Here is a 24,486-nt window from a genome sequence, read left to right as displayed (position 1 = left end):
CTGAATAAACTAGTTTTATAATTAGACTATTAATAAAGTAAAGTGAAGTTGGGGGATTACGAATCCCCCAACAACTAAATACTTATACATGAGGAAACTCCGTTTCCTCATGTATAAGTATTTCTTCTTTCTACTTTAATTTCAAAGCTGATTTTACCTTAACTGTCCACTGTCAATTCTCCACTTATCTATTCTTCCTTATTATATTATTCAAGTCATCTTCATCTATGGTTTCTTTTTCCAATAAAGACTTGGCTACATTATCTAAGAGTTCCATATTATTTTGTAATATTTCCTTAGTTTCTAAATATAGCTCTTCAGTAATAGCCTTTATTCTGTCCACTATATAAGAATTAGACCCTGCATTATTTCCTAATATTGATTCGTAGCTTATAAGCCCAGATTTCTCATCCATACCAAATCTACTTATCATAGACATTATCATGTCTGTTGACTTCTGAAGATCATTAGAAGCCCCTGTAGTTATATTGTCATTGCCAAAAACAATTTCTTCAGCTGCCCTTCCAGCTAGGGCAATCATAACTTGATTCCTTATATCCTTCTTAGTGTTGTACATCCTATCGGGAGGAATATTCATACTAAAACCACCGGCACCTTTAGTGCTAGGTATTATAGTGACCTTTGTAACTTTATTATCAGGAGATACTAATTTTGTAACTAAGGCATGTCCCCCTTCATGATATGCCGTTATCTTTCTATCATTGTTGGATATAGTACTTCTATCCTTCTTCTCTTCTCCTGCAATAACTGTATAAAAGGCTTTATCTATATGCTCCATATTAATGTTTTCCCTATTTTCTTTAGCGGCTATCATAGCTGACTCATTCATTAAACTCTCTAATTTTGCACCACTAAAATACACCGTTTGATATGCAACTTTGTTAAAATCAACATCTTCTGAAACAGGTTTATTTCTGCTATGAAGTTTTAAGATTTTCTGTCTAGCCTTTACATCTGGTAATCCTACTTCAATTTGTCTGTCAAACCTTCCAGGTCTTAATAGGGCTTCATCTAAAGTATCAATTCTATTTGTAGCTGCTATAACTATTATACCCTCTCCTCCATTAAATCCTGACATTTCTGTTAACAATGCATTTAAAGTTCTATCACTTTCATCACTACTCCCAGACAAACCGCCCCGTCTCTTTTTACCTAAAGCATCTATTTCATCTATAAATATAACACATTTACCCGATTGTCTTGCTTTTTTAAATAGTTTTCTAATTCTACTAGCTCCCAGGCCAGCATATACTTGAATAAAATCAGAGCCTGTTACAGCATAGTATGGCACCCCTGCTTCTCCTGCCAATGCCTTTGCTAATAATGTTTTACCTGTTCCCGGAGGTCCATATAACAATACCCCTCTAGGCATCCTTGCACCATATCTTTCATATTTTTCAGGAGTTTTTATAAAATCAACTAACTCTTTCATACTATCTTTAGCTTCATCATTTCCTGCTACGTCATTAAAGTTTATTGCATCAGGATTCTCTCCATTGTTGTCAATATTGGACATTTCTGTTATCTCTTTTTCTGCATGTCTTGCAGAATTTTTATTAAAGGTAAAACCTACAAATGCAAATCCACCTAATATCAATACAAATGTGATTATATCTTTAACTGTAGTCTTCCCCTGTACTTCACTTACCTTTATTCCATTCTTTAGTAATGTTTCTTTCAAATTTTTTGTTCTTGGATTATCTGTTATAAAATGTTTTCCATCTTTAAATACTCCAGTTATTTTGGCATCATCCCTTAGAAAAACTTCTTCAATATCCCCTTCATTCATTTTATCTATAAAACTATTGTATGATAATTGTTTATATTCCTTATTGTCGGATAATAATGTATAAGATATTAAAGAAGTAATAACAATAAACACTAATAGTAAAATAATAATTTTTTTCTTGTTATTAATCTTCATTATAATCCCCTTTCTAGTTTACATAATGTCAGAGGTATATTATAACATGTTTCCGTCGTTCTGTCCACTTTGAGTTCTTAACTCAGTTTACATAACTTTTGAATTTCTTTTATCAATCTAGAGAGCATAGAATATAAAGTTATAGAAATAGGGAGCCCCTATTACAGAGACTCCCTGCTTCTATAACTTTGTTAATTCATCTACCTCTTTTTACCTATCTTCCTTCATTGCTTTTATTAATTTATCAAGTTTTTTACCCTGTTCTTCATTTAACATAGGTCTTATTTTTTCTAACTTCTCCATTTTCTTTTGGTACTCTTCTTCACTCATATTCTCATGCATACTTTTATTAACTTTAATTATCTCAAAAAACATATCTTCTTCCGATTTGCCAGAGTATTTCTCTGCAAAAAACTTAAGTTTTTCCATTTGCTCCTCACTGGGATTAATTTTTTCCTTTATACTATTAAGTGCCTTTTCTATTTTTTCACTATTATCAATCTGCTGTTTCCCATTAGATGACATACCGTCATTTTTTCTATCCATTAATATTCCCCCTCTTATTTTGTAATATTATAATCTCTATAAATACCTTATTCATATTAAATCTATGATAAAGTTATATTATATATTACAAAATATCTCTATAATACTTTATTTGGAGGAATTTTTTTCGGCATGCACTATTGTGGCATATGCATCTTCACTATGGGGATTACCATCAAAATCACCATAAAATTTAATATTTTCAAATCCAACCTCTTCTAGTATGTTCAAAATCTCTGAACTTTTAAGGGGTAATAGCGGTATAGAATTTTTATAACTTTCTTCTTTATTAGTTAAAACTATCTCTGTATTAAAATAAACTTTATTATTTTTAAAACAATAATTTCTAATAAACTTTACCCCTTTTTCTTCCCTATCTATAGTTGGCAGATGATCTATACTATATTTTAATATTCTATCATAATTTATTATTTGTATTATCAAGCTTCCATTTTCATTTAATATGCTATATACGTCATATACAAGTTTCTTTACATCTTCAATACTATTTAAGTGAACCACAGAGTTTCCTAAAGAGAATACCATATCGTATTTTTTATCTTTAAATATTTCTTTTATACTTAACATATTACCTTTAATAACATTAATGTCTACATCTTCATCATTAGACTTATTAATTGCCCTTTCTATCATTTCTCCATCTAAATCTATACCATCTACATTGTGCCCTAATTTTGATAATTCTATAGTATAGTTTCCAGTACCACATGCTATATCTAATATATCACTATTCCTATTAACTTTATCATTTAAAAATTTCACCTTTTTATCTGAAACCGGAAATATTACATCATAATAATTACTTAACTCTTCATAAAATCCCATGAAAGTCACTCCCTACTAGTTTTATAATTTTATAATACCCTAACTCCTATACTTTTAAATTTATTTTAACTAATTGTGTAACAAAACAATTACTACTTACATAATATACTATACAGATTATTTTTTGAGGAGGAATAAAAGTGAATGAAATAAAAAAGATGGCCCCAAAACAAAAAAAGAGTGGTCCCCTTTCTACTAATACATTGCCCCTTTTAATGTTACCATTACTATTTATGGGCCCACGGTTTAATAATATAACTCAATTGTCAAAGAGTATCCAAAGCATAAGTAATAATATTAATCTATCTAATATAGATGACCTTGAAAAAAAAGTAAATACAATAAAAAAAGTCGGTCCTTACCTTCCTGAAGAAATGATAGCTAATACTAATAAATTAGTCTCAGGTTTCGAAAAAATTGTTAAAATACAAAAGCTAATAAGGGTAATAAATGATAACAATGATTTTACCCCTATAGAGCCAATATCTACATCAAATAGTAAAGAAAGATTCTCAAAAATTTTTAATATTATAGTTGAAGACTCTTCTAACGAACAATTAAAAAATATAAAACCTATGGTAGATATGGTTACAAATATAGACAAATTTAAAGGTTTAATTGATGGAATATCCAGTCTAACTGGATCTTCAAAGAAGGAAGTTAATTTTGAAGAAATGATTGAAGCTATTATTCCTTTATTAGGGGACAATGCTAATATTAATAAAGATAAAATTAAAGAAATGGTGGGAATGATGGAACTTTTTAAAGCATTAAATAACGATGAAAATGAAACATAAAATAATACCCATCTTCATAATTAACCCTTTACATAACTTATATGCTACAAAAGTATATTTAGTTGAGGGGGATATTAGTCCCCCTATTAATCTATTTCCTTTTCCTTTTCAGGCTTGCTACCTGTTGCACCCATTGTATTCACTTGAACCATATTTTTACCTATTTTTCCTGACTCTGTTCTTTTAACCTTAGGATATCCTTTTATTCTTTTATTATCTCCCATTAGAATTTCTCCTTTATGATAATATTACATTTATATTATTTGCACCTACTGTTAATCTAATTCAAAATTTTAATTTATTTTTTTGTATAAAGTATATACATTTTACTAATAATATTTTTGTATGAAGCCTATCATTAAATGGAGGTGAAATAATGAAAATTAATAAAAGTATTGGATGTACAGTAAATGAGTGTAAATATCATGCTAAATCAGATTCCTATTGTAGTTTAGATCATATTAATGTGGTTAAGCATCATAGTAGTGCAAAAAATCAAGAAGCTACAGATTGTGGAAGTTTTGAAATGCAATAATTATTTAGGGTGACTTATAAGTCACCCTAATTGATTAGTCAAATATGATTATAACCTCAACTTCTCCACAGCTTCTACCATATCCTCTGGCAGATTAGCTTCTACTTTTACCTTTTCATTATTTCTAGGAACTTTAAATTCTAAAGAGTAAGAATGTAATGCTTGTCTTTTTATAATATTACTTTCTTTATTATAAAGTGTATCTCCTATTATAGGATGTCCTATATAATCCATATGTACCCTTATTTGATGGGTTCTACCCGTTTCAATATAAAGTTTAACTAAAGAAGCCTCATTATATCTATCTATTACCTCATATTTTGTTATAGCCCTTTTTCCATCGGCTTTAACTGCATTTTTAATAGAATCCTGTGGATCTTTACCTATAGGTTCATCTATTACTCCATCTCCTTTAACTATGCCATCTACTAAAGCCAAATATGATTTCTTAACCTGATTATTCTCAAATTGTTTAGACATCTGTTGATGACCAAATGGATTTTTAGCAACAACAACTATTCCCGATGTATCCATATCTAATCTATTTACAAATCTAATTTTTTTATTTATATTATGATTTTTAAAGTATTGTGCTACTCCATTAGCTACAGTTCCATTATTATGACCTTTAGTTGGATGAACAACTATACCAGGTTCTTTATTTAATATAATCAAATCATAATCTTCATATACTATATTAAGATTTATGTCTTCAGGAATATTATTATCTTCTTCATCTTTCATAAAAATTACTATGGTATCTCCTTTTTTCACTAAACTCTTTTTACTAGCCTTTTTACCATTTTTTATTATGGATTTGCTTTTTATAAGTTTTCTAAAAAATCTTCCAGATAAATCTAAGTCAATCTTTAGTGCTTCTTCTATACTTGAGTATGACCTATCTATTTTATGTACTATTGTACTTTCATTATCAAAAAATTTTCCCACTTTTACACCTCCATTGTTATTATTAACATTTATAGTGTATAATATATATATGCTCCTATTTAACTTTATTTTGTATATTCGTTTTGGAGGGATATAGTTGAACTATAATAGTAAAAAAGACATTATAAATATAATACATAATGATAACTATAAATCTGTAGAAACCGCTAAAGAACTTACCGAAAAACTTGAGAAAGAAGGTTTTATAGTTTCTGATACCTATGACTATAAAGCAAAGCTTAATATCTGCATAGGGGGCGATGGTGCTTTTCTTAGAGCCGTACATAACTATGGTTTCCCAGATATCCCCTTTGTAGGTGTCAATACTGGCCATTTAGGATTTTTTCAAGAGATCTCTCCAGATAATCTTAATGACTTTGTAAAAAGTTATGTAAATGGAGATTATATATTAGAAGAAATATACTTAGTCGAAGCCAGCATATGTACTAGAACAAGTTGTATTGAACTTATCGGTGTAAATGAAATAGTTATTAAAGGCATTGAATCTAAAGTTATTCATCTTAATGTATCTATTGCAGATAATTATTTAGAAAGATTTAGTGGCGACGGAGTTATAATCTCTACCCCCACAGGTAGTACAGCTTATAATTTTTCAGCAGGAGGTAGCATAATCTTCCCTACTCTTCAAGTTCTTCAAATAACCCCATTGGCACCAATTAGCTCTAAAGTCTATAGATCATTAACTACAAGTGCCATAGTTCATAACGATATGACAATAAAGATAAACCCTGAATATAGAGACGAAAACTCTATACTTATAGTTGTGGATGGAATACAACATAAATATGATAATATAGTAGAAATCAATTTAACCATGTCTGATATGACTATAAACAAGCTTACACTAAATCCAAATAGTTTTTGGTCTAACCTTAAAGATAAATTTATTTAAAGAATAGTTGGGGGATTACGAATCCCCCAACAACTTACTAAACAAAAAGCATCTTCTTTGTTCCGTGCAGGCTACAAGGTACAGAGAGCAGGGTATCACCTTGTATTCTAATATCTTTCTATTCTATATTCCAGTACTAACAGTGTTTTATTTTTCATTTCAGTTACTATAAGATAATGTTTAAACAATATATTACATATTTTAACTAGTTCTCCATATGTAGTTTTATCACTTACTTCATATGCTGTTACGTTACAATCCCTCCATCCAAAGTTTATAAGTTTATTAGCCGATTCTGAAGATATTAAATCCTTTGGTACAGATCCAAAAACATTTCCCTTTTCCACGTTATTAGATGTCCAAAATTTATCATGTAACTGCAAGGCCCCAGACATTTTTAATTGTTCAGTTCTTTCCTCTCCAAACTTTTCTAAATAATTTCCTTCAAAATAGTTTTTTTTCATTAATGGTTTATATAAAAAAGATATCTCATTTATCTTTTCAAGATTTTCTTTGTACAAATTATCAGTCTTATCTGAGTTTTCATTATTAGTCTCAGGAATATCTCCTTCTTTCATTTTAGTAACCAGTTCTATAATGTTATTAGATATTTCTTCGATCTTTTTTTTATTATTAATATAAATATAAGACTCATATTCACTAACTAATTTTTTTAATTTAATAATTGATTGCTTCATCCCATATCACCTTTCTATACTAAAACAATTTCTGCTTTACAATATTAATTTACTATATTTAGTTCCTCTTAATTCCATATCCTGTTCTTTTCTTATACCATCTAGATTTAATTTTATATTTGTTTTCACTTAATTGCAACAAAAAAAGACAGTAATTATTACCTTAATTATATTTAAAATGACATTATCTATATTATAACAAATATATGTTATATTTTTTACTATTAAATTAAAATAAGAAAGGTAGACTATTAAAAGTCTACCCTATAATCGCTTTTTTAAGGATTGATAACCAAACTAATTAGTTATTAGTGGATTGTTAATCCTTAACTAATTAGTTATTGGGGGATTCGTAATCCTAACTAATCAGTTATTGGGGGATTCGTAATCCTAACTAATCAGTTATTGGGGGATTCGTAATCCTAACTAATCAGTTATTGGGGGATTCGTAATCCTAACTAATCAGTTATTGGGGGATTCGTAATCCTTAACTAATTAGTTATTGGGGGATTCGTAATCCTTAACTAATTAGTTATTGGGGGATTCGTAATCCCCCAATTGTTTTATTCCTTTATCAATTTTTCCATTTCATCTACTAAGTCTCCGAATAGTTTAAGAGCATTGTTTACAGGCTCCTTACTAGTCATATCTACTCCAGCCTTTTTAAGAACATTTATTGGATAGTCTGAACTACCACTTTTTAAGAATCCCAGATATTTCTCGATAGCATTTTCTTCTCCATTTAATATCTTTTGAGATAAGGCTACCGCTGCTGAGAAACCTGTTGCATATTGGAATACATAGAAATTATAATAAAAATGAGGAATTCTTGCCCATTCCATAGCTATTTCATCATCAATTACAATATCTTCTCCATAATATTTTTTATTTAAGTCTTTATATATCTCTGATAACCTATCCGCTGTTAAAGACTCTCCCTTTTCTACTCTTTCATGTATGATCTTTTCGAATTCAGCAAACATAGTCTGTCTATAAACGGTTCCCCTAAATTGCTCCAAATAATGATTTAATAGATAAAGTTTCTTTTGTTTGTCTTGGGTATTTTTAAGCATATGATCCATTAATAGGGCTTCATTGGCAGTGGATGCAACCTCTGCAACAAATATACTATAGCCTCCATACACATAGGGTTGGTTTTTCTTACTATAGTAGCTATGCATCGAGTGACCTAACTCATGGGCCAATGTAAATACATTATCAAGGGTATCTTTATAATTTAGTAGTATATATGGCTCTGAATCATAGGTCCCCCATGAATATGCACCACTTCTCTTTCCTTTGTTTTCATATACATCTATCCATCTAGATTCCAAACCTTTTTTAACGACATTTAAATAATCTGATCCCAAAGGTTTAAGTCCTTCTACAACCATATCTTTACCTTCATCATAAGGTATTTTCATATCTACATCTTTTACAATTGATGTATATAAATCATACATATGAAGTTCATTTAGCCCCAATACCTCTTTTCTTAATTTAACATATTTATGCATAGAAGGTAGATTGTCATGGACCCCATCAATTAAATTATTATAAACTTCTGTAGAAACATTATTTTGGTCAAGGGATGCTTCCAGTGCAGAATTATAATTTCTTACTTTCGAGTAAAAAATATTCTTCTTTACGTCTCCACTTAGTGTAGAAGCAAATGTGTTTTTAAACTTATCATATGTATTATACAAACCTTTAAAGGCTGATTCTCTTACTTTTCTATCCTTACTTTCCATAAGGGGTATAAATGTTCCATGGCTAATTTCCACATCATTGCCATCTTCATCCTTTATTGTTGGAAACTTTATATCTGCATTATTTAGCATAGAAAATGTTTTTTGTGGAACTCCAGATACATCTCCTATTTTGGCTATTATAGCTTCTTCCTTTGGAGATAAAACATGATCTTTCTTCCTTATTATTTCATTTAGAAAATGTTCATATGTCTTTAGTTGGTCATTTTCCTTTATATATTCTTTTAACTTATCCCCTTGTAAAGATAATATTTCCGGTGTTATAAATGATAGTTTTCCATTAATCTCAACCATAAGACTTGTGGCTCTATCATTTAAGCTTTGATATTTATCTTCTCTAGTATCTTCATCTAATTTCATCTTAGCATAGGTATAAATATTTTCTAGTTTTCTATCAATTTTTAATTTCAATTCTATTACCTCAAGAAGTGTATTGCTATTTTCCACAACTTTACCTTTAAATTCAGTTATTTCATTTGATAGTTCCTTTAACTTCTTAAAATCATCTTCCCATGATTCATCATTAATATATAACCCCGATAAATCCCACTTATAATTATCATTTAATTCTTTTCTTTCTTTTACTGTTTTATTTTCTGACATATTATCTCTCCCCTCAAAATTTAAATTAACTAATCTTTAATTATTTTATTATATTTTTATAAAATAATTTCAAGAAAATTCTTCCTTATTATATTGTATCGTTTTTTCTAAAATTTTTCTAGAGTTAAAAAGGATATCTAAAGCTTTAGATATCCTTTTTAACTCATTAAACTACCAATACTTAAGGCAGCTATTATTAGAATCATTAATATAACAAGTAATTTCCATACATACTTTATCCACTTTTCATAGGGAACTCTTCCTATGGCTAAACCTCCCATAACAACTGCACTTGTAGGAGTAATAAGATTAACAATTCCTGAAGCCGATTGATAAGCTGTAATAACTATATCCCTTCCAACTCCAGCAAACTCTCCCAATGGGGCCATTATAGGCATTGATAATGTGGCCAACCCAGAAGTAGAGGGTATTAAAAATGACATTGGTATATAAAAGAGATAGGTCAATACAGTGAATCCAACCTCTCCTGCATCGGCAAGGGTTCTCTCTCCCAAGTTTAAGACCGTATCTGTTATCTTTCCTGCATCCATTATAACTGTTATACCTCTAGATACACCTACTATTAATGCAACACCCAAAAGATCCCTTGCACCATCTACAAATGCAGATATCATTCCCTTTTCTCCTAACCTTCCCACAAAACCTATTAAAACTGCTGAAACTAGAAATAAAGTAGTTAATTCCTTAAACCACCATCCTAATGTTGGTATATTAGCATCTGGGAAGATATCTTCAAAGGGTATAACCCCATATACCATAAATAAAAATGTTATTACAAATAAAACTAATATCGTTTTTCTTGTTCCAGTTAATTTAGGAAATTCATTTTCATCTTTATCTGATAGAAAGTGCTTTTTATTATCTTCTCTCATATTATACACTAAAGAAGCCTTCGGATTATTTTTGACTTTATTTGCATATCTCATAACATATAATATGGCTATTGCCTCTCCAATTATTAAAACAGCTAATCTAAGTCCAATTCCTTGACCTAATGGTACATTAGCAAATCCTGATGCTATACCTGTAGCAAAGGGATTAACTGTTGAGCCTAATACTCCAACTCCTGCTCCCAATAATATAACTGACACTGCTGTCACTGCATCATATCCTGCAGCTATAAATACTGGTAATAATAGAGGATAAAAGGCTATAGTTTCCTCTGCCATTCCAAATGTTGTACCACCGGCACCAAATAATATCATTAGTATTGGTATCATCCATTTTTCTCTACCCTTAAGTTTCTTAGTAACCGATGCTATTCCAGCATCTATGGCTCCAGTTTTCATAACAACACCTAGAAATCCACCTATTACTAATACAAAAAATCCAACGTCTACAGCTTGATAAAATCCCTCTATAGGTGCTTTAGCCACATCAAAATAATCTTGACCCTGCTGACCCACCTGCTCATATGTTCCAGGGACTGGTTTCTGCCTTCCTGTGTCTGGATCCTCAACATAATTATATTCCCCAGCTGGAACAATCCAAGTTAATATTGCAACAACAATTATGATTAAAATTAATATCGTATATGCACTGGGCATTTTTATCCTTTTCATTAGTTTCACTCCTAATTTTAAAATAATTATCTTTAAAATTAGGTTTCCACCTGAACAATTTAAATATTAACTTTTAAATTTTACATCTTTTAAAAACATTACCAGTAATCCTGCTGTGGTCCTTTGAGCCAAGGGTAAAATACATTTAGTTACATTATGGTATTTAGCTTTATTACTTTTTAAGTTTCTTGATTCTTTATATATTTTGATTGCATTTTTTGCGTTAAATCTTAAATAATGATTAAGTTCATTAAAAACTATGGGTTTATCACGGGACGTGAATTCTTCAACAATATCATATGTTATTTTTACAAAATTTTCATATTGTCTATGGCTATCTAAGAGTCTAATATTAACATGTTGGGGAACTGTCATATCTTGAATTATATGGGCGCAAGCACCTAGATAAAATATAGATAACTTTATATTTCCCCGTTTATAATACCCAATAGCCTTTTCATAATAATTGTAGGTAAGAATTTTAGCATTACTATGTCCATAGAGACCCTTAGTTTTTTTTGGACTATAAAAATGGTTGATACTTTTAAAATCTTGATCAGCCCAAACAACACCTTTATTAAGCTCTTTAATATGATTTCTATAGAACATATGCTCATAATCATATCCATGCTCCTTTAAAAGCCTTAAAGAATTATTATTAATAAAAATATGAACTTTGCATTCTGTTTTTATAAGCCTCTTTTTAAAGGGGTTTATTACCTTTAAAGCTCCCCTAAATACATTACCATAATATCTTTCAAATCCTTTCATAATTATTAAACACCACTCTTTTTATTTATAAAACTATCTATTTATATAATACCCAAAAAAACATAAAAAAAAGCCATCAATCGATGGCTTAATTTATTAAGCTATTATTTATAATTTACTTTAATCTATGAACAAACAATCCACTTCTAAGTTTTGGCTCAAACCAAGTAGATTTTGGAGGCATTACTTCCCCTGCATCTGCCACTCCAATTAAGTCTTCTATAGTAGTAGGATACATAGAAAATGCTACCTTCATGCCATTGTTAACTCTTTTTTCAAGCTCTTCAAGTCCTCTTATTCCTCCGATAAAATCTATCCTTTCGTTAGTTCTAGGATCATCTATTCCTAATATAGGATTAAGAAGATTATTTTGTAATATTGCTGCATCTAAAGAGTTTACTGGATGTTTACTATCAAATGTACCTTCTTTAGCAGTAAGCTTATACCATTTATTATTTAAATACATACCAAACTCGTGCTTGTTCATTGGTCTATATTGACCTTCTTTAGTATACTCTTCTAAATCAAATTTTTCCTTTACTTTTGTTAAAAATTCTTCATCACTATTTCCATTTAAATCTTCAACTACTCTATTGTAATCCATGATAAATAAATCTTCATCTGGGAATATAACTGACATAAAGTAATTAAATTCTTCATCTCCAGTATAGTTTGGATTTTCTTCCCTTCTCTTTAATCCAACTTTAACTGATGATGCTGATCTATGATGACCGTCTGCAATATATAGATAGCTTATGCTATCAAATAACTCACCTATTCTCTCAACTTTACTTGCATCATCTATAACCCACACTATATGAGTTATATCATCTTCACTGGTAAAATCATATACAGGTTTATTAAATTTAATCCAATCATTTACTATATTATTGATCTCATCATTTTTTCTATATGTTAAGAATATAGGAGCAGTATTTGCATCACAATGATCGAAATTATTAATTCTATCTTTTTCCTTCGCAGGTCTTGTGAATTCATGTTTTTTAATAGTATTATTCATGTATTCATCTATTGAAGTACAACCTACTAAACCAGTTTGAACTCTACCGAACATTATTTGTCTATATATATAGTACTTAGGCTTATCATCCTGTACTAAAACACCATCTTCTATAAATTTGTCTAAATTCTTTCTAGCTGTCTCATAGACGATTTTATCGTGTATATCAACGGAATCATCAACATCTATTTCAGGTCTAACTACATGAAGAAAAGACTTGTCATTTCCCTTAGCCATTTCTTTTGCTTCTTCTCTATTCATAACATCATATGGTAAAGATGCTACTTTCTCTACTAACTCTTTTTTTGGTCTTATGCCTTTAAATGGTCTTACTGTTGCCATCTGAAAACCTCCTATTCAAAAAAGTTTTGTACTATTTCTATTATTTCTTCTCCTATTCTAGCTTGTGCTTCCTTTGTTGAAGCTCCTATATGGGGTGTTAATGAAACTTTTTCATGTTTATAAAGTTTCTCATTCTTAGTTGGTTCCTCTTCAAATACATCTATAGCTGCAGCTGAAACTTTTCCTGAGTCTAAAGCTTCAAGTAAGGCAGCTTCATCAACTACTCCACCTCTAGCACAATTTACTAAATAAGCTCCATCTTTCATCATTTCAAATTCTTTAGTACTAATAACCGCTCCTATTTCCTTTTTAAATGGTATATGAAGTGATATAAAGTCAGATTGCTTTAATAACTCCTCCATAGAAGCATACTTATAAGAATCTTGTCCTTCCTGCTCTCCCTTTATGTCAGTATAGATAACATTCATACCTAAAGCCTTGGCCTTTTTAGCTGTTTCCTTAGCTATTCTACCAAATCCAACTAACCCTAATGTTTTTCCAGCAAGTTCTATACCTTTATATGCTTTTTTGTTCCATTCTCCATTTCTCATAGTTACATTTGATATATAAATGTATCTTGATAATGCAAACATATGTCCTATAGCTAACTCTGCAACTGCTGAACTACTGGCATTTGGAGTATTATTCACTTGGATACCATGTTCCATAGCATATTGAACATCTATATTGTCTAGACCAACCCCTGCCCTTATTATTAGTTTTAATTTATTAGTCTCAAGGGCAGCATCTATTATTTCCTGTCTAATTTTAGTTGCAGAACGTATTATCGTAGCATCAAAGTTTTTAAGTTGTTCCTTTAAAGCTTCTGGCTCATAATGTTCTTCAACTAATTCGTGACCCATTTTTCTTAACTGCTCTGCAGCATTTTTATCCATTCCATCGGTTACTAATATTCTCGCCATATTATTACCCCCTATAGTCCTAGAATATCTTCTATATTTTCAAGAAGCTCTTTAATCTCTGGTAATGTTGTTTCACCCATATGAGCTATTCTAAATGTCTTCTCTTTTAATTTTCCATATCCATTGGATATAGTAAATCCTCTTAAACCTAATTGTTTATTTAAATCAGCAACACTAATATTTCTAGTATTTCTAACATTGGTTAATGTATTTGAAGCATGTTCTTCAACTGGGAATAGCTCAAAATGCTTATTAGCCCAAGCCCTTACATACTTAGCCATCTCTTCATGTCTTGCAAAACGATTTTCTAGACCCTCTTCCAATATTTTGTCTAGTTGATAATCCAATGCATACATATGGGAAATTGATGGAGTTGACGGATATTGATGATCTTTCTTTTGTATGTAATCATATAGTCTAACTAAATCAAGATAGAACCCTCTGTTTTCTACTTTTCTAGCTGCCTCTAAGGCTTTATCAGAAATAGTACAAATTGCAAGTCCTGGAGGTAATGCCAATGCCTTCTGAGTTGATGTTATACAAACATCTATGCCCCATTTGTCTACCTCTATCTTTGCTCCTGCTGCCGAACTTACTGTATCTACGCAGAATACAACATCTGGATATTTTTTAATAACTTCTCCTATTTCAGCTACAGGGTTCATTATACCTGTTGATGTTTCATTGTGGGTAACAGTTACAACGTCATACTTACCAGTTGCTAATACTTCATCTACCTGTTCTGGAGTTGTGGGATTTCCCCATTCAACTTCAAATAAATCAGCTGGTACGTTATTAGCAACCGCCATGTCATACCATCTCTTACCAAAAGCTCCTACCGCAAATACAGCAGCTCTTTTTCCTGTACAAGAACGAATTGCAGCTTCCATTAATCCACTACCTGAAGTAGTTGAAAGCATTACTTGATTTTCTGTGTAGAATAATTTCATCATTTTTTCACTAATATCTCTTTGCAACTTTGAAGCTGATTTTGTTCTATGACCTATCATTGGTGTAGCCATTTTTTGTAATACATCAGGCTTTACCTCTACTGGTCCTGGTATAAATAGTTTTTTGTGCATACAAATACCTCCTTAATAATCCTTATTTATATTTAATAGTAAATTAAATTAAAGTAATACTATCCAATTCTCTAGTATAGAATATCATATTGATTTTATTACTACAAGATAAAATCAATATGTTGCTAATTGTTATTATTTAATAAAATTTTCTTATAAAATAACCTTATTTTGTTAAAAAATTTTAACTTTATAAGCATATGATTTTATACTGCCATTTATTTAAATTTTCTATTTAATTATAATTCCTAATAATTTAGATAGTGTCATAGCTTGTGTAGGAGAAACTATAGCTCCCTTTACATCTTCTATTCTTACTTTCATACCTTCTATCTCACACCCTCTTAAATCAACATCTTTCAGTTTGCAACCAGACATTTGAGCTTCTGTTAGATTACATCTTTCAAATTTTGTATTAAGAAATTCTGATTCTTGAAAATTAACACTATAGAATGACGTATTATTAAAAATTATATTGTTGCAGTATAAAAACCTACCGAGACTATAGTTCCCATTACACCCATTAATTATTACATTTTGAAGTGTTGATTGACTTAAATCTACACCAAGGATTTTACAATCTATAAATTCTACTCTATGTATAATAGCATGTATAAAATCACAATTAGATAAATCACAATTTTCAAATCTAACATCTGTTAGTTCAATACCTCTAAGTATTGCTTTATTAAATGAAACATTCTTAAAAATTGTCTTTTGAATTTCTACACCTTCTGCCACCTGTCCTCCAATGGAACAATAAGATATTAACTCATTATAAATGGAATCTTCCTCTTTAATGTCATATCTTATCCCTTCAGACTTCTTTAAATCTTTAGGTATTCTTGGAGAGCATATTTTTATTTCTCTTTTATTTTTCATCGATACTGCCACTTCCTTATTTCTTATTTATATCTATATTTTATTATACACTTCTATAAATGCAAATTTGTTTTGTACAAAAACAACAAAGTGACTTATCCCATGGTATAAGTCACTTTATTGGTTACAATTATTTTAAGCCTTAAAGTTAATAAAATACTTTTACAAATTTTATTGAGTATAGATCACAAATAACCCGATCATCGGTTTCCGGTTCCTGAAGTACTATATGATCGACCCCTACTGATAATAAAGTTCCCTCTCTGTCTATAAAAAGATTAGTTCCTACAATGAACTGTACCTTCACATATTGACCTATTACCCTTCTTAGATAACCCTGTAAATAAAGGGGACTTCTTATTACCGGTGGCCCTTCGTCAAATTCAAAATCTACAGGGGATTCTCCCCTTGATGGCATAGGCATAGGTTGCCTATTTGGGGCTCCTCCATCATTAGGTCCATAGGGTGATGCTGGGGGATACATATAAGATGGTTGTCGTGGAGTACTGGGCATCATTGGCTGTGGTTGTTGTGGTGCATTATAGCCATCATCTTCATTATATCTTCTATTCACAATATTACCTCCTTAAATTTTATGTTTCTCTATATAACTCAGTTGGATCATAAAAACAGTGCTTAATTATCCTACTATTGTATTCCCCTGAACCGTTATAGGGAAATTCCGGGGGACAAGTAGGTCTAAAGGGATTCATATACCATAAACTTTCTCCAACATTCCATAGTTTATTTCCTGCTAAGGCCCAATCTGCTACTTCATAATGTATTTGTTCCGGGGGACTAGCCCAGATCGTCTGGGGATTGGCTACTCCCCTAAGAACACTTCTAACACAGTCAAATTGTCCTTCTTGATATATTACATTTCTCAAATTTCCTTGATTTACCCTTTGATATTCTCCATAGGGTATATGGACTCTATTCATTATTACAGTTGCTACAGCTTTCATACCATTTATTCCTTCTCCACCAGCCTCACATTTTATGACTCTGGCGAATAATTCACGAGTTGAATAAGGCAAGTTAAACACCTCCCTACTTACTAATAATATATTAGTAAACTATACTTTGTGACACTATTTATCTATGGGAAATACATAGTTCTTTCATTTTTATTTTACTTATTAGTAGGGTATACTTAGTTTTAGGGTAATAATAATTTATAAATAGGTTGGGGAATTACGAATCCCCCAACAACCTAAAGATTATGCATCATTAGCAGCTAAGTATCACGGATCACCAACAATTAAGTATTACCAATTATCGAGGATATTACCAGTTAACAATCTATTAGAAATTAAGTTATAACAAACTACATATAGAATGGAGAGATTTAAAATGATTAGTATAAAAAATAATAATAACGACCCCCATTTTAATTTGGCCCTTGAAGAATTTGCTTTAAAATATTTAGATACAGATGAAGATATAATTATACTTTGGCAAAATGAACCATCGGTTATCATAGGTAGAAATCAAAATACCATAGAAGAAATAAATAATAAGTATATCAAAGAAAATAATATTAATGTAGTTAGAAGATTATCTGGAGGCGGGGCTGTATACCATGACCTAGGTAATCTTAATTTCACCTTTATAGCAGCTGGTGGAAAGGACAACGTTAGTAATTTTAAAAAATTTACTGAACCGGTTATTAAAGTTTTAAAAAAGTTAGGTATAAATGCAGAATTTTCAGGTAGAAATGACATAACTATAGAAGGAAAAAAATTCTCTGGAAATGCCCAATACTATTATAAAGACAAGATGCTTCATCACGGAACCCTATTATTTAACTCAGATTTAACTGTGGTAGGCGATGCACTAAAGGTTAAAGCCGATAAAATTAAATCAAAGGGAGTTAAATCCGTTAGAAGTAGAGTAACAAATATATATCCTTACCTAGAAGAAAAGATATCAATAGAAGAGTTCAAAGATTTTCTTCTAAACTCTATACTTAAAGAGCAAAATTCCTTAGGTAAAGAACATATACTTACAGAACAGGAACTTTTGAAAATTAAAGAAATGATGGCGAAAAGGTATTTAACATGGGGATGGAACTATGGAGAGTCTCCTGACTTTGATATTGAAAAAAGCAGACGTTATTCTGGAGGTAATCTGGATATTAGACTAGATGTTAAAAGGGGAGTAATAGAGGATTGTAAAATATTTGGGGATTTCTTTGGTAATAAAGATATAAGTGGTTTAGAGGATAAGTTAATAGGTAAAAAATATGAAGTAGAAGTTATTAGGGAGCTTTTAGATAATATTAACTTAAATGAGTTTATATTTAATATTAGTGAAGATGAGTTTATAGAGTGTATGTTTTATTAAGAGAATACAGCTATACCCTTTAAAATATACTATGTGATTAACGAAAGAAGATCAATACAAAGTATGTAAAAAACATATTTGCTAGTGAACTAATGTTATACTTTCAAGCTATTTGAATACTTTTTCAATTTTTTAAACAAGTATAATTTTATAGCATATTAAGAACTGGGGAAGTGGACCATTTAAACGCAGAAGTAGGTATTGTAGCCTATGTATTGTAGTGCCTTAATTTTAAAATGGATTCTTAGATCAATAAAACCATATCTGCAGAAACCCCATGTCAATGGCGATTCTGATGGATTTTTAATAGAGATGTGGGAGATGAACACAGTAATTTCAAAAAAGGCAACTAAAGTTTCAATAAAAAATATATATGATGATTTTATGTTCTCACGGGTAAAAAGTAAAATTACGGCATATAATGATTTCACTTGCAATTAATAGAAAATAATGTTAATATAGTTAGTGTAATACACATGTGTATTTAAATGTTGTTTTTTTCGGCTGAAAAATTTATTTCAAATAATATAGAAGGAGTGTTTTTTATGAAATCAAAAAAGTTAATTATGTGTTTGCTTATCTTTACGCTAGTTTTATGTTCAAGTATAACTAGTTTTGCTAAAGATGAATCTGTTACAAGAAGGGTTGATTCCTATTTTGATGGTGTTCATTGTGAACTAGAGGTTTCTGTTAGTGATAAATATGTTACTGTTGTAGCTTTCGCAGATGAACCAATTGATGAAATAAGTATTGAAGCTGTTAGTGATTTTGTAAATGCAGAAGAAATTATGAGGTCCAAAACACGTTATAATGCAACTATGTGTGGATTATCAATTTCTGGAGCGCCCTTAGTTCATATCTATAAAGGATTTGGATATGCCAAATTTGTCATAGATGGAAAGGTATACCGACTTTATTCGCCAAATGTATACAATCGAGTTTAAAAATGCCTATCGCTTATGCATAGATAAGAAAGGTTAAAGATTTAAAGAAATGGCCCCTGAGTCAAGAATATTTTGATCAACCTAGAATCGTAATTATTTTATCTATTGACGTCTTAGTCGAGTAAGCAAGGGGATTTTCACTTCAAACTTCTCACAGAACCGTACGTGAAAGTCTCCTTTCATACGGCTCTTGTCATTCATCTATTAAATACCTTTATAGGACCAGTGTGCAAATAATTTTGGTTCTCTCTGTCTAACTCGAGAGAGCCATTTTTTCTGCTCTCTGCCTTCGTCCACGGAGATATGGATAGGTTATACTTAATTAGACAGTGAAAACTCGGACATGATATAATAAATGAAATTGAGTGGGAGGATTATCATGTCTAATAAAGGTAAAATGTAGACTTTAATAAAATAGCCTATCAAATAAGTAAAACCCTATTCAATCGTTTAAAGTCAGTAGGAAAATACGAAATTCCTATTAAACCTAATGAAACATATAAAAGGTTCAATAAGAATAAATTTAAAACTTTTAAGGTAGCGAATATGTATCTACATCCAATAGCAGATATACAAACAAATACTATATACGGGTTCTCTCAAGATACTTGTAATTACACAACTCAAGGCAGAGAAGTAGTATATAGAAAGTTAAAATCTTATATCGCTACTGAAATTCATAAACTTATGAAAAATATCTATGAATATAATTCAGTTGAATTAGCAGATAACAAACTATCTAAATATTCATCACAAAAAGGAAACTGTTTAATAACAGGAAACTTCTTATATGCTAATGAAGTGGAAATACATCATGTAAAACCTATATCATTAGGTGGAACTGATAGTTTTGCCAACTTGATTGCAATACACAAAGATATTCATAAGTTAATTCACTCTACAACAAATGAAACGATTGATAGATATATGGACAAACTCCAATTAAACGAACAAGAATTGGGTAAAGTAAACAAATATCGTAAAGAATGTAATTAAATTAATTTAGTCTAAAAGATTTTTAAGATGGAACGCCGTATGAGGTGAAAGTCTCACGTACGGTGTGAAGCAGGGGAAAAGATGGAGATAAGATCAAAGTCTTACCTATTGCTATCAGTAGCAGAAGCTACCTTTAAAGTTGTTAAAACGGAATTTGCTTTTAACAAAATATTTAATAGTTTTGAGGAGCTTGAATATTTATTATTTGATTATGTGAACTGGTACAATAATCACAGGATTCATGGGTCATTAAATTACCTTACCCCTGTGGAATATAGAATGTTAATGTCCGAGAAAAAAGTGTCCTAAAAAGGGGTGACAAGCCAAAGTTTACTATTTATCTCTGAATTCTCTTTGTTTTCTTTGATTTATCTTTATGGAAGAAAACAACCTTAAACTTTTTATATTATTTAGAAAAATTATTTTTTGAAAATAATATCCATATAAAAAATTTTATAATTCCATATATTATGAGTATAAAAAAAGGAATAGGTATTAAAGCACTAATTTTAATGGCAAATAAACCGGGTATAAAGTCGTGAAATATAACACAAATAATGATGATCAAAAAGTAAATAATTATACCTCTAATAATTACATTTTTAAGCATGTTAACCCCCTATAACTTAGTATTATTTAAACGTCACTATTTATAAAAAATTGTTTAAAACTAATAAAAATAATTGTTGCCCTATAATATATATAAATGACTCATTATGTTGACATAGAACAACAATTATTTAATATCAAATTTTAATACAAAACTTATATACAATTTAATTTCGTTTGGAATTTTATACTATTTGACTAAATACCTAAAAGTCTACTTTTATGTAATCAACATGTTCACTATATGGTCTTTTTTTATAGTATGAGAAAAATGTGATAAAAAACGAAATTAATTTTTTATAAACGACAACTTAATTATCACATTCTCATAATATCATATTTTTTCTTAGATGTAAATTTTTTCTTTTTATAATTATTTATGTAATTATCTTTATTGTTTTTTTATATAAACATTCAATATTAAAAATTCTCCTTTGAAAGTACTAAAATAATTGCATATCTAGACAGAATTAAACAACGATTGTCAGTCTAGGATAAATCAAGAAGAAATATAGGCCTAATAGATGATCATTTCATATACCCAACTGTCACCCCACTGCCCATACCGTTCCATAGAATGAATCCCCCCTAAAAAATTGAAAAGGACTGGATTCATCCAGTCCTTACATTATCTATTCTTTATTCTCTATTATTTATTCTTTAATTTAAATGTGTATCGGCTTATCTATGGCTCCATGGGCTGCTTCCATTACTATCTCAGATAAAGTTGGGTGGGGATGTATTGACTTTGCCAATTCATGTACTGTACCTTCAAGTTCCATGGTTGTAACAGCTTCCGCTATCATATCCGTTGCATTGGCAGATAATATGTGTACTCCCAATACCTCACCATATTTTTTATCTGCCACTATCTTAATAAATCCATCACTTTCACCTTCCGCCAAAGCTTTACCATTGGCACTTATTGGGAAGGTGCTTACTATAACATCATGTCCTCTATCTTTAGCCATTTGTTCCGTCAATCCTGCTGTTCCTATCTCTGGGAATCCATATATACAAGAGGGGGCATTATCATAACTCATTTTTGAATTTTCACCCATTATGTTCTCAACAGCCACTATTCCTTCAGCTGATGCCACATGGGCTAACATATATTTCCCATTCATATCACCTATTGCATAGACACCTTTTACATTGGTTTCCATCTTCTCATTTGTAGTAACATTACCCCTTTTATCTATATCTATCCCTATTCTGTCCAATTGATAAGTATTTGCCACTCTACCTATACTCATTAGTATTCTATCGGCATTAAATTCTTCTTTTTTTCCATCTACTGTTGCCATTATTTTATTATCTTTAAACCCTTTTGTATCCACATTATATACTATTTTTACTCCTTCTCTTTTAAGTATTTTTGTCATTGTGGACCTAATATCTTTATCAACGTTTGTTAATATTTCATCTCCCCGTTGAAGTATTGTTACTTTACTACCTAGTGCGTTATATAGAGTTGCAAATTCTACCCCTATTACTCCGCCACCTATTACTATTAGTTCATTAGGTATATCATTAAGCTCCAAAATACCTTTACTCGTTACAACAAAACCATTATCTACGGCTTTTTCTATACCATCTATATCGGGAATCCTAGGAGTTGAGCCTGTTGCTAATATAAGATTTTTAGTTTTTATTGTTTCATCGTTAACCTTTAATGTATTTTTATCTATTATTTCTCCATATCCCCTATATAGATCTACACCATTTTTCTTAAGTAAAGATTTAACTCCACCGGTTAGTTTCTTTACTACTTTATCCTTTCTATCTTGCATCCCATTCCAGTCTATTGACACACAACCTTTATCCTTTATGGTTACTCCAAATTTTTCTGATTTCATTATATTTTGATAAACCTTTGCACTTTTTAATAAAGTTTTAGTGGGTATACAACCCCAGTTTAAACAAACTCCACCTACATCGTCCTTTTCTATTATGGCTGTTTTAGCTCCCATATGGGCTGCCTTTATGGCAGCTACATATCCACCGGGACCAGCTCCTAATACTATTATGTCATACTCTTTCATATTAATTACCTCCTTAGCTTAAAACTAAAAGCATAGGATCATTTAATAGCTCTTTTAGTTTTATTAAAAATCTTCCAGCATCTCCACCATCTATTACCCTATGATCTATGCAAAGAGATACAGGCATCATATCCCTTATAACTATCTTATTATCCTTAACAACTGGTTTTTTCTCTATCTTACCTATACCAAGTATAGCTACCTCTGGATACTTAATAACTGGGACTCCATACTTAGCTCCTATTGCACCATAGTTAGTTATTGAGAATGTGCCTCCTTGTAATTTATCTAAACCTATGGTTCTATTTCTAGTTTCTTCCCTCATGGTTTCTAATTCTTTTGATATATTAAATATTCCCTTTCTATCGGCATCTTTTATAACTGGTACCATTAATCCATCGGGAGTATCAACTGCCATTCCTATGTTATAATATTTTTTTAATATTAACTCTTCATTCTCACTATCATAACTTGAATTAAATACTGGGTATTCTTTAAGGGCCTGGGTTACAGCCTTAATTATAAATGGCATATATGTTAAATAGGTTCCCTGCTTTTCTGCCAATGGTTTTTGCTCTTTTCTAAACTTCACCAGTTTAGTAACATCAAAGTCATCCATTGTAGCTGCATGGGGTATAACCGATTTTGAAACCACCATATTTTTAGCCACTGTTTTTCTAAGCATTGATACTGAAACCCTTTCCACCTCTCCATCTATTTTTATCTCTGGTATTTTTATTGGAGAATTATATATAACTGCTCCATCGGATTTAACTTCTTTATTATCTTTATTTTCTTGAGTTTCTTTTCCTTCCATTTCCTCTTTAGCCTTATATATATCATCCTTCATAACTCTACCCGCTGGTCCAGTTCCCTTTATATTTTTTATATCTATTCCTAAATCTTTAGCTAATTTCCTTGCCACTGGAGTTGCTAATACTTTCTTTCTATTATCTTTTTCAGTTTTATTATTATTTTCATTACTACTTTCTATTACCTCTGATGATACTTCTATCTCCCCTACGACTCCAGCTTTTTCTTCTTCACCTTCACTTACCGATTCTTTATTAGAACCATCATCGGGTTCAGTTGATTCACTACCATCATCTATTTTCGCAATAACTTGACCTACTTCAATCATATCTCCAACTGAAGCCATTTTCTTAACTAGTTTTCCCGTTACAGGAGATGGTATTTCTGCATTAACCTTATCGGTTTCCACTAAAAACAAGTCATCTCCATCTTTTATTTCGTCTCCTTCTTCAAAAAACCATTTTAATAATTTACCTTCATGTATTCCTTCCCCTATATCTGCAAACTTAAATTCAAACAATACCTTCAC

Annotated in this window: 23 protein-coding genes and 1 pseudogene; 7 read left to right on the top strand and 17 right to left on the bottom strand. The window is 30.5% G+C overall.

The features are described from left to right. Window positions 1-184: 184 nt before the first annotated feature. From ftsH to V6137_RS06455, 3 genes are all read right to left on the bottom strand, one after another. Entirely contained in the window at window positions 185-1,945 is a 1,761-nt protein-coding gene (gene ftsH / locus V6137_RS06465; protein WP_425447080.1) for an ATP-dependent zinc metalloprotease FtsH, read from the bottom strand. A gap of 210 nt (window positions 1,946-2,155) precedes the next feature. Next, window positions 2,156-2,491, bottom strand: a complete 336-nt coding sequence (locus V6137_RS06460; RefSeq protein WP_425447079.1) for a hypothetical protein — start codon at window positions 2,489-2,491, stop codon at window positions 2,156-2,158. Window positions 2,492-2,599: 108 nt separating this feature from the next. Continuing rightward, the gene (locus V6137_RS06455) at window positions 2,600-3,337 is read right to left on the bottom strand and encodes a class I SAM-dependent methyltransferase (protein ID WP_425447078.1); all 738 of its coding nucleotides are present in this window, start codon (window positions 3,335-3,337) and stop codon (window positions 2,600-2,602) included. 140 nt (window positions 3,338-3,477) lie between these two features. Here V6137_RS06455 and V6137_RS06450 point away from each other — a divergent pair, with 140 nt between their 5' ends. After that, complete coding sequence (locus tag V6137_RS06450) at window positions 3,478-4,134, top strand: hypothetical protein (RefSeq protein WP_425447077.1); 657 nt, start codon at window positions 3,478-3,480, stop codon at window positions 4,132-4,134. 86 nt (window positions 4,135-4,220) lie between these two features. Here V6137_RS06450 and V6137_RS06445 read toward each other — a convergent pair whose 3' ends face one another. Beyond that, entirely contained in the window at window positions 4,221-4,358 is a 138-nt protein-coding gene (locus tag V6137_RS06445; RefSeq protein ID WP_425447076.1) for a hypothetical protein, read from the bottom strand. A gap of 152 nt (window positions 4,359-4,510) precedes the next feature. Between V6137_RS06445 and V6137_RS06440 the strand changes: the two genes are divergently transcribed. After that, window positions 4,511-4,669 carry a DUF1540 domain-containing protein gene (locus tag V6137_RS06440; protein ID WP_425447075.1) on the top strand — a complete coding sequence of 53 codons (159 nt, stop codon included), beginning with the start codon at window positions 4,511-4,513 and terminating at the stop codon, window positions 4,667-4,669. A 48-nt stretch (window positions 4,670-4,717) separates the two neighbouring features. Here the strand turns inward: V6137_RS06440 and V6137_RS06435 are convergent, their stop codons facing one another. Then, the gene (locus tag V6137_RS06435) at window positions 4,718-5,617 is read right to left on the bottom strand and encodes an RluA family pseudouridine synthase (protein WP_425447074.1); all 900 of its coding nucleotides are present in this window, start codon (window positions 5,615-5,617) and stop codon (window positions 4,718-4,720) included. Window positions 5,618-5,714: 97 nt separating this feature from the next. On the opposite strand from V6137_RS06435, the gene V6137_RS06430 reads away from it, so the two are divergent. After that, complete coding sequence (locus tag V6137_RS06430) at window positions 5,715-6,530, top strand: NAD(+)/NADH kinase (protein ID WP_425447073.1); 816 nt, start codon at window positions 5,715-5,717, stop codon at window positions 6,528-6,530. 107 nt (window positions 6,531-6,637) lie between these two features. Here V6137_RS06430 and V6137_RS06425 read toward each other — a convergent pair whose 3' ends face one another. The 10 genes from V6137_RS06425 to V6137_RS06380 all read right to left on the bottom strand — a co-directional run bounded on the left by V6137_RS06425 (window position 6,638) and on the right by V6137_RS06380 (window position 17,250). Further along, window positions 6,638-7,228: a hypothetical protein gene (locus V6137_RS06425; RefSeq protein WP_425447072.1), complete on the bottom strand. Its 591-nt coding sequence runs from the start codon at window positions 7,226-7,228 to the stop codon at window positions 6,638-6,640. Window positions 7,229-7,791: 563 nt separating this feature from the next. Further along, a complete protein-coding gene (gene pepF, locus V6137_RS06420; RefSeq protein ID WP_425447071.1) occupies window positions 7,792-9,600 on the bottom strand; it encodes an oligoendopeptidase F in 1,809 nt (602 codons plus the stop codon). Between the two features lie 158 nt (window positions 9,601-9,758). After that, window positions 9,759-11,183 (bottom strand): YfcC family protein, encoded by a 1,425-nt coding sequence (locus V6137_RS06415; protein WP_425447070.1) that lies wholly within the window; start codon window positions 11,181-11,183, stop codon window positions 9,759-9,761. Between the two features lie 66 nt (window positions 11,184-11,249). Beyond that, window positions 11,250-11,954 (bottom strand): zinc dependent phospholipase C family protein, encoded by a 705-nt coding sequence (locus tag V6137_RS06410; protein ID WP_425447069.1) that lies wholly within the window; start codon window positions 11,952-11,954, stop codon window positions 11,250-11,252. A 115-nt stretch (window positions 11,955-12,069) separates the two neighbouring features. Beyond that, window positions 12,070-13,317 carry a DUF1015 domain-containing protein gene (locus tag V6137_RS06405; RefSeq protein ID WP_425447068.1) on the bottom strand — a complete coding sequence of 416 codons (1,248 nt, stop codon included), beginning with the start codon at window positions 13,315-13,317 and terminating at the stop codon, window positions 12,070-12,072. 11 nt (window positions 13,318-13,328) lie between these two features. Next, window positions 13,329-14,240 carry a D-2-hydroxyacid dehydrogenase gene (locus V6137_RS06400; RefSeq protein WP_425447067.1) on the bottom strand — a complete coding sequence of 304 codons (912 nt, stop codon included), beginning with the start codon at window positions 14,238-14,240 and terminating at the stop codon, window positions 13,329-13,331. A gap of 11 nt (window positions 14,241-14,251) precedes the next feature. Then, window positions 14,252-15,322, bottom strand: coding sequence for a pyridoxal-phosphate-dependent aminotransferase family protein (locus V6137_RS06395; protein ID WP_425447066.1), 1,071 nt, complete (start codon window positions 15,320-15,322; stop codon window positions 14,252-14,254). Between the two features lie 231 nt (window positions 15,323-15,553). Next, window positions 15,554-16,204: a pentapeptide repeat-containing protein gene (locus V6137_RS06390; RefSeq protein ID WP_425447065.1), complete on the bottom strand. Its 651-nt coding sequence runs from the start codon at window positions 16,202-16,204 to the stop codon at window positions 15,554-15,556. Between the two features lie 148 nt (window positions 16,205-16,352). Further along, on the bottom strand, window positions 16,353-16,778 hold the full coding sequence (locus V6137_RS06385; RefSeq protein ID WP_425447064.1) for a hypothetical protein: 426 nt from the start codon (window positions 16,776-16,778) through the stop codon (window positions 16,353-16,355). A gap of 19 nt (window positions 16,779-16,797) precedes the next feature. Continuing rightward, window positions 16,798-17,250 (bottom strand): cell wall hydrolase, encoded by a 453-nt coding sequence (locus tag V6137_RS06380; protein WP_425447063.1) that lies wholly within the window; start codon window positions 17,248-17,250, stop codon window positions 16,798-16,800. Between the two features lie 292 nt (window positions 17,251-17,542). Between V6137_RS06380 and lplA the strand changes: the two genes are divergently transcribed. The 4 genes and pseudogenes from lplA to V6137_RS06360 form a co-directional block, all read left to right on the top strand. Continuing rightward, window positions 17,543-18,550 carry a lipoate--protein ligase gene (lplA, locus tag V6137_RS06375; RefSeq protein WP_425447062.1) on the top strand — a complete coding sequence of 336 codons (1,008 nt, stop codon included), beginning with the start codon at window positions 17,543-17,545 and terminating at the stop codon, window positions 18,548-18,550. Between the two features lie 545 nt (window positions 18,551-19,095). Further along, window positions 19,096-19,494, top strand: coding sequence for a hypothetical protein (locus tag V6137_RS06370; RefSeq protein ID WP_425447061.1), 399 nt, complete (start codon window positions 19,096-19,098; stop codon window positions 19,492-19,494). A 546-nt stretch (window positions 19,495-20,040) separates the two neighbouring features. Beyond that, complete coding sequence (locus V6137_RS06365; RefSeq protein WP_425447060.1) at window positions 20,041-20,490, top strand: HNH endonuclease; 450 nt, start codon at window positions 20,041-20,043, stop codon at window positions 20,488-20,490. A gap of 114 nt (window positions 20,491-20,604) precedes the next feature. Next, window positions 20,605-20,799, top strand: a pseudogene (locus V6137_RS06360) (IS3 family transposase); the annotation flags it as partial. Window positions 20,800-21,764: 965 nt separating this feature from the next. Here V6137_RS06360 and lpdA read toward each other — a convergent pair. Then, the gene (lpdA, locus tag V6137_RS06355) at window positions 21,765-23,144 is read right to left on the bottom strand and encodes a dihydrolipoyl dehydrogenase (RefSeq protein ID WP_425447059.1); all 1,380 of its coding nucleotides are present in this window, start codon (window positions 23,142-23,144) and stop codon (window positions 21,765-21,767) included. A gap of 13 nt (window positions 23,145-23,157) precedes the next feature. After that, window positions 23,158-24,486 (bottom strand): dihydrolipoamide acetyltransferase family protein, encoded by a 1,329-nt coding sequence (locus V6137_RS06350; RefSeq protein ID WP_425447058.1) that lies wholly within the window; start codon window positions 24,484-24,486, stop codon window positions 23,158-23,160.

The sequence above is a fragment of the Dethiothermospora halolimnae genome, from assembly GCF_037577855.1.
GTDB lineage: Bacteria > Bacillota > Clostridia > Tissierellales > VENL01 > Dethiothermospora > Dethiothermospora halolimnae.
Note: the sequence above shows the minus strand (reverse complement) of the source record. Positions and strands in the feature narration are given on the sequence as shown.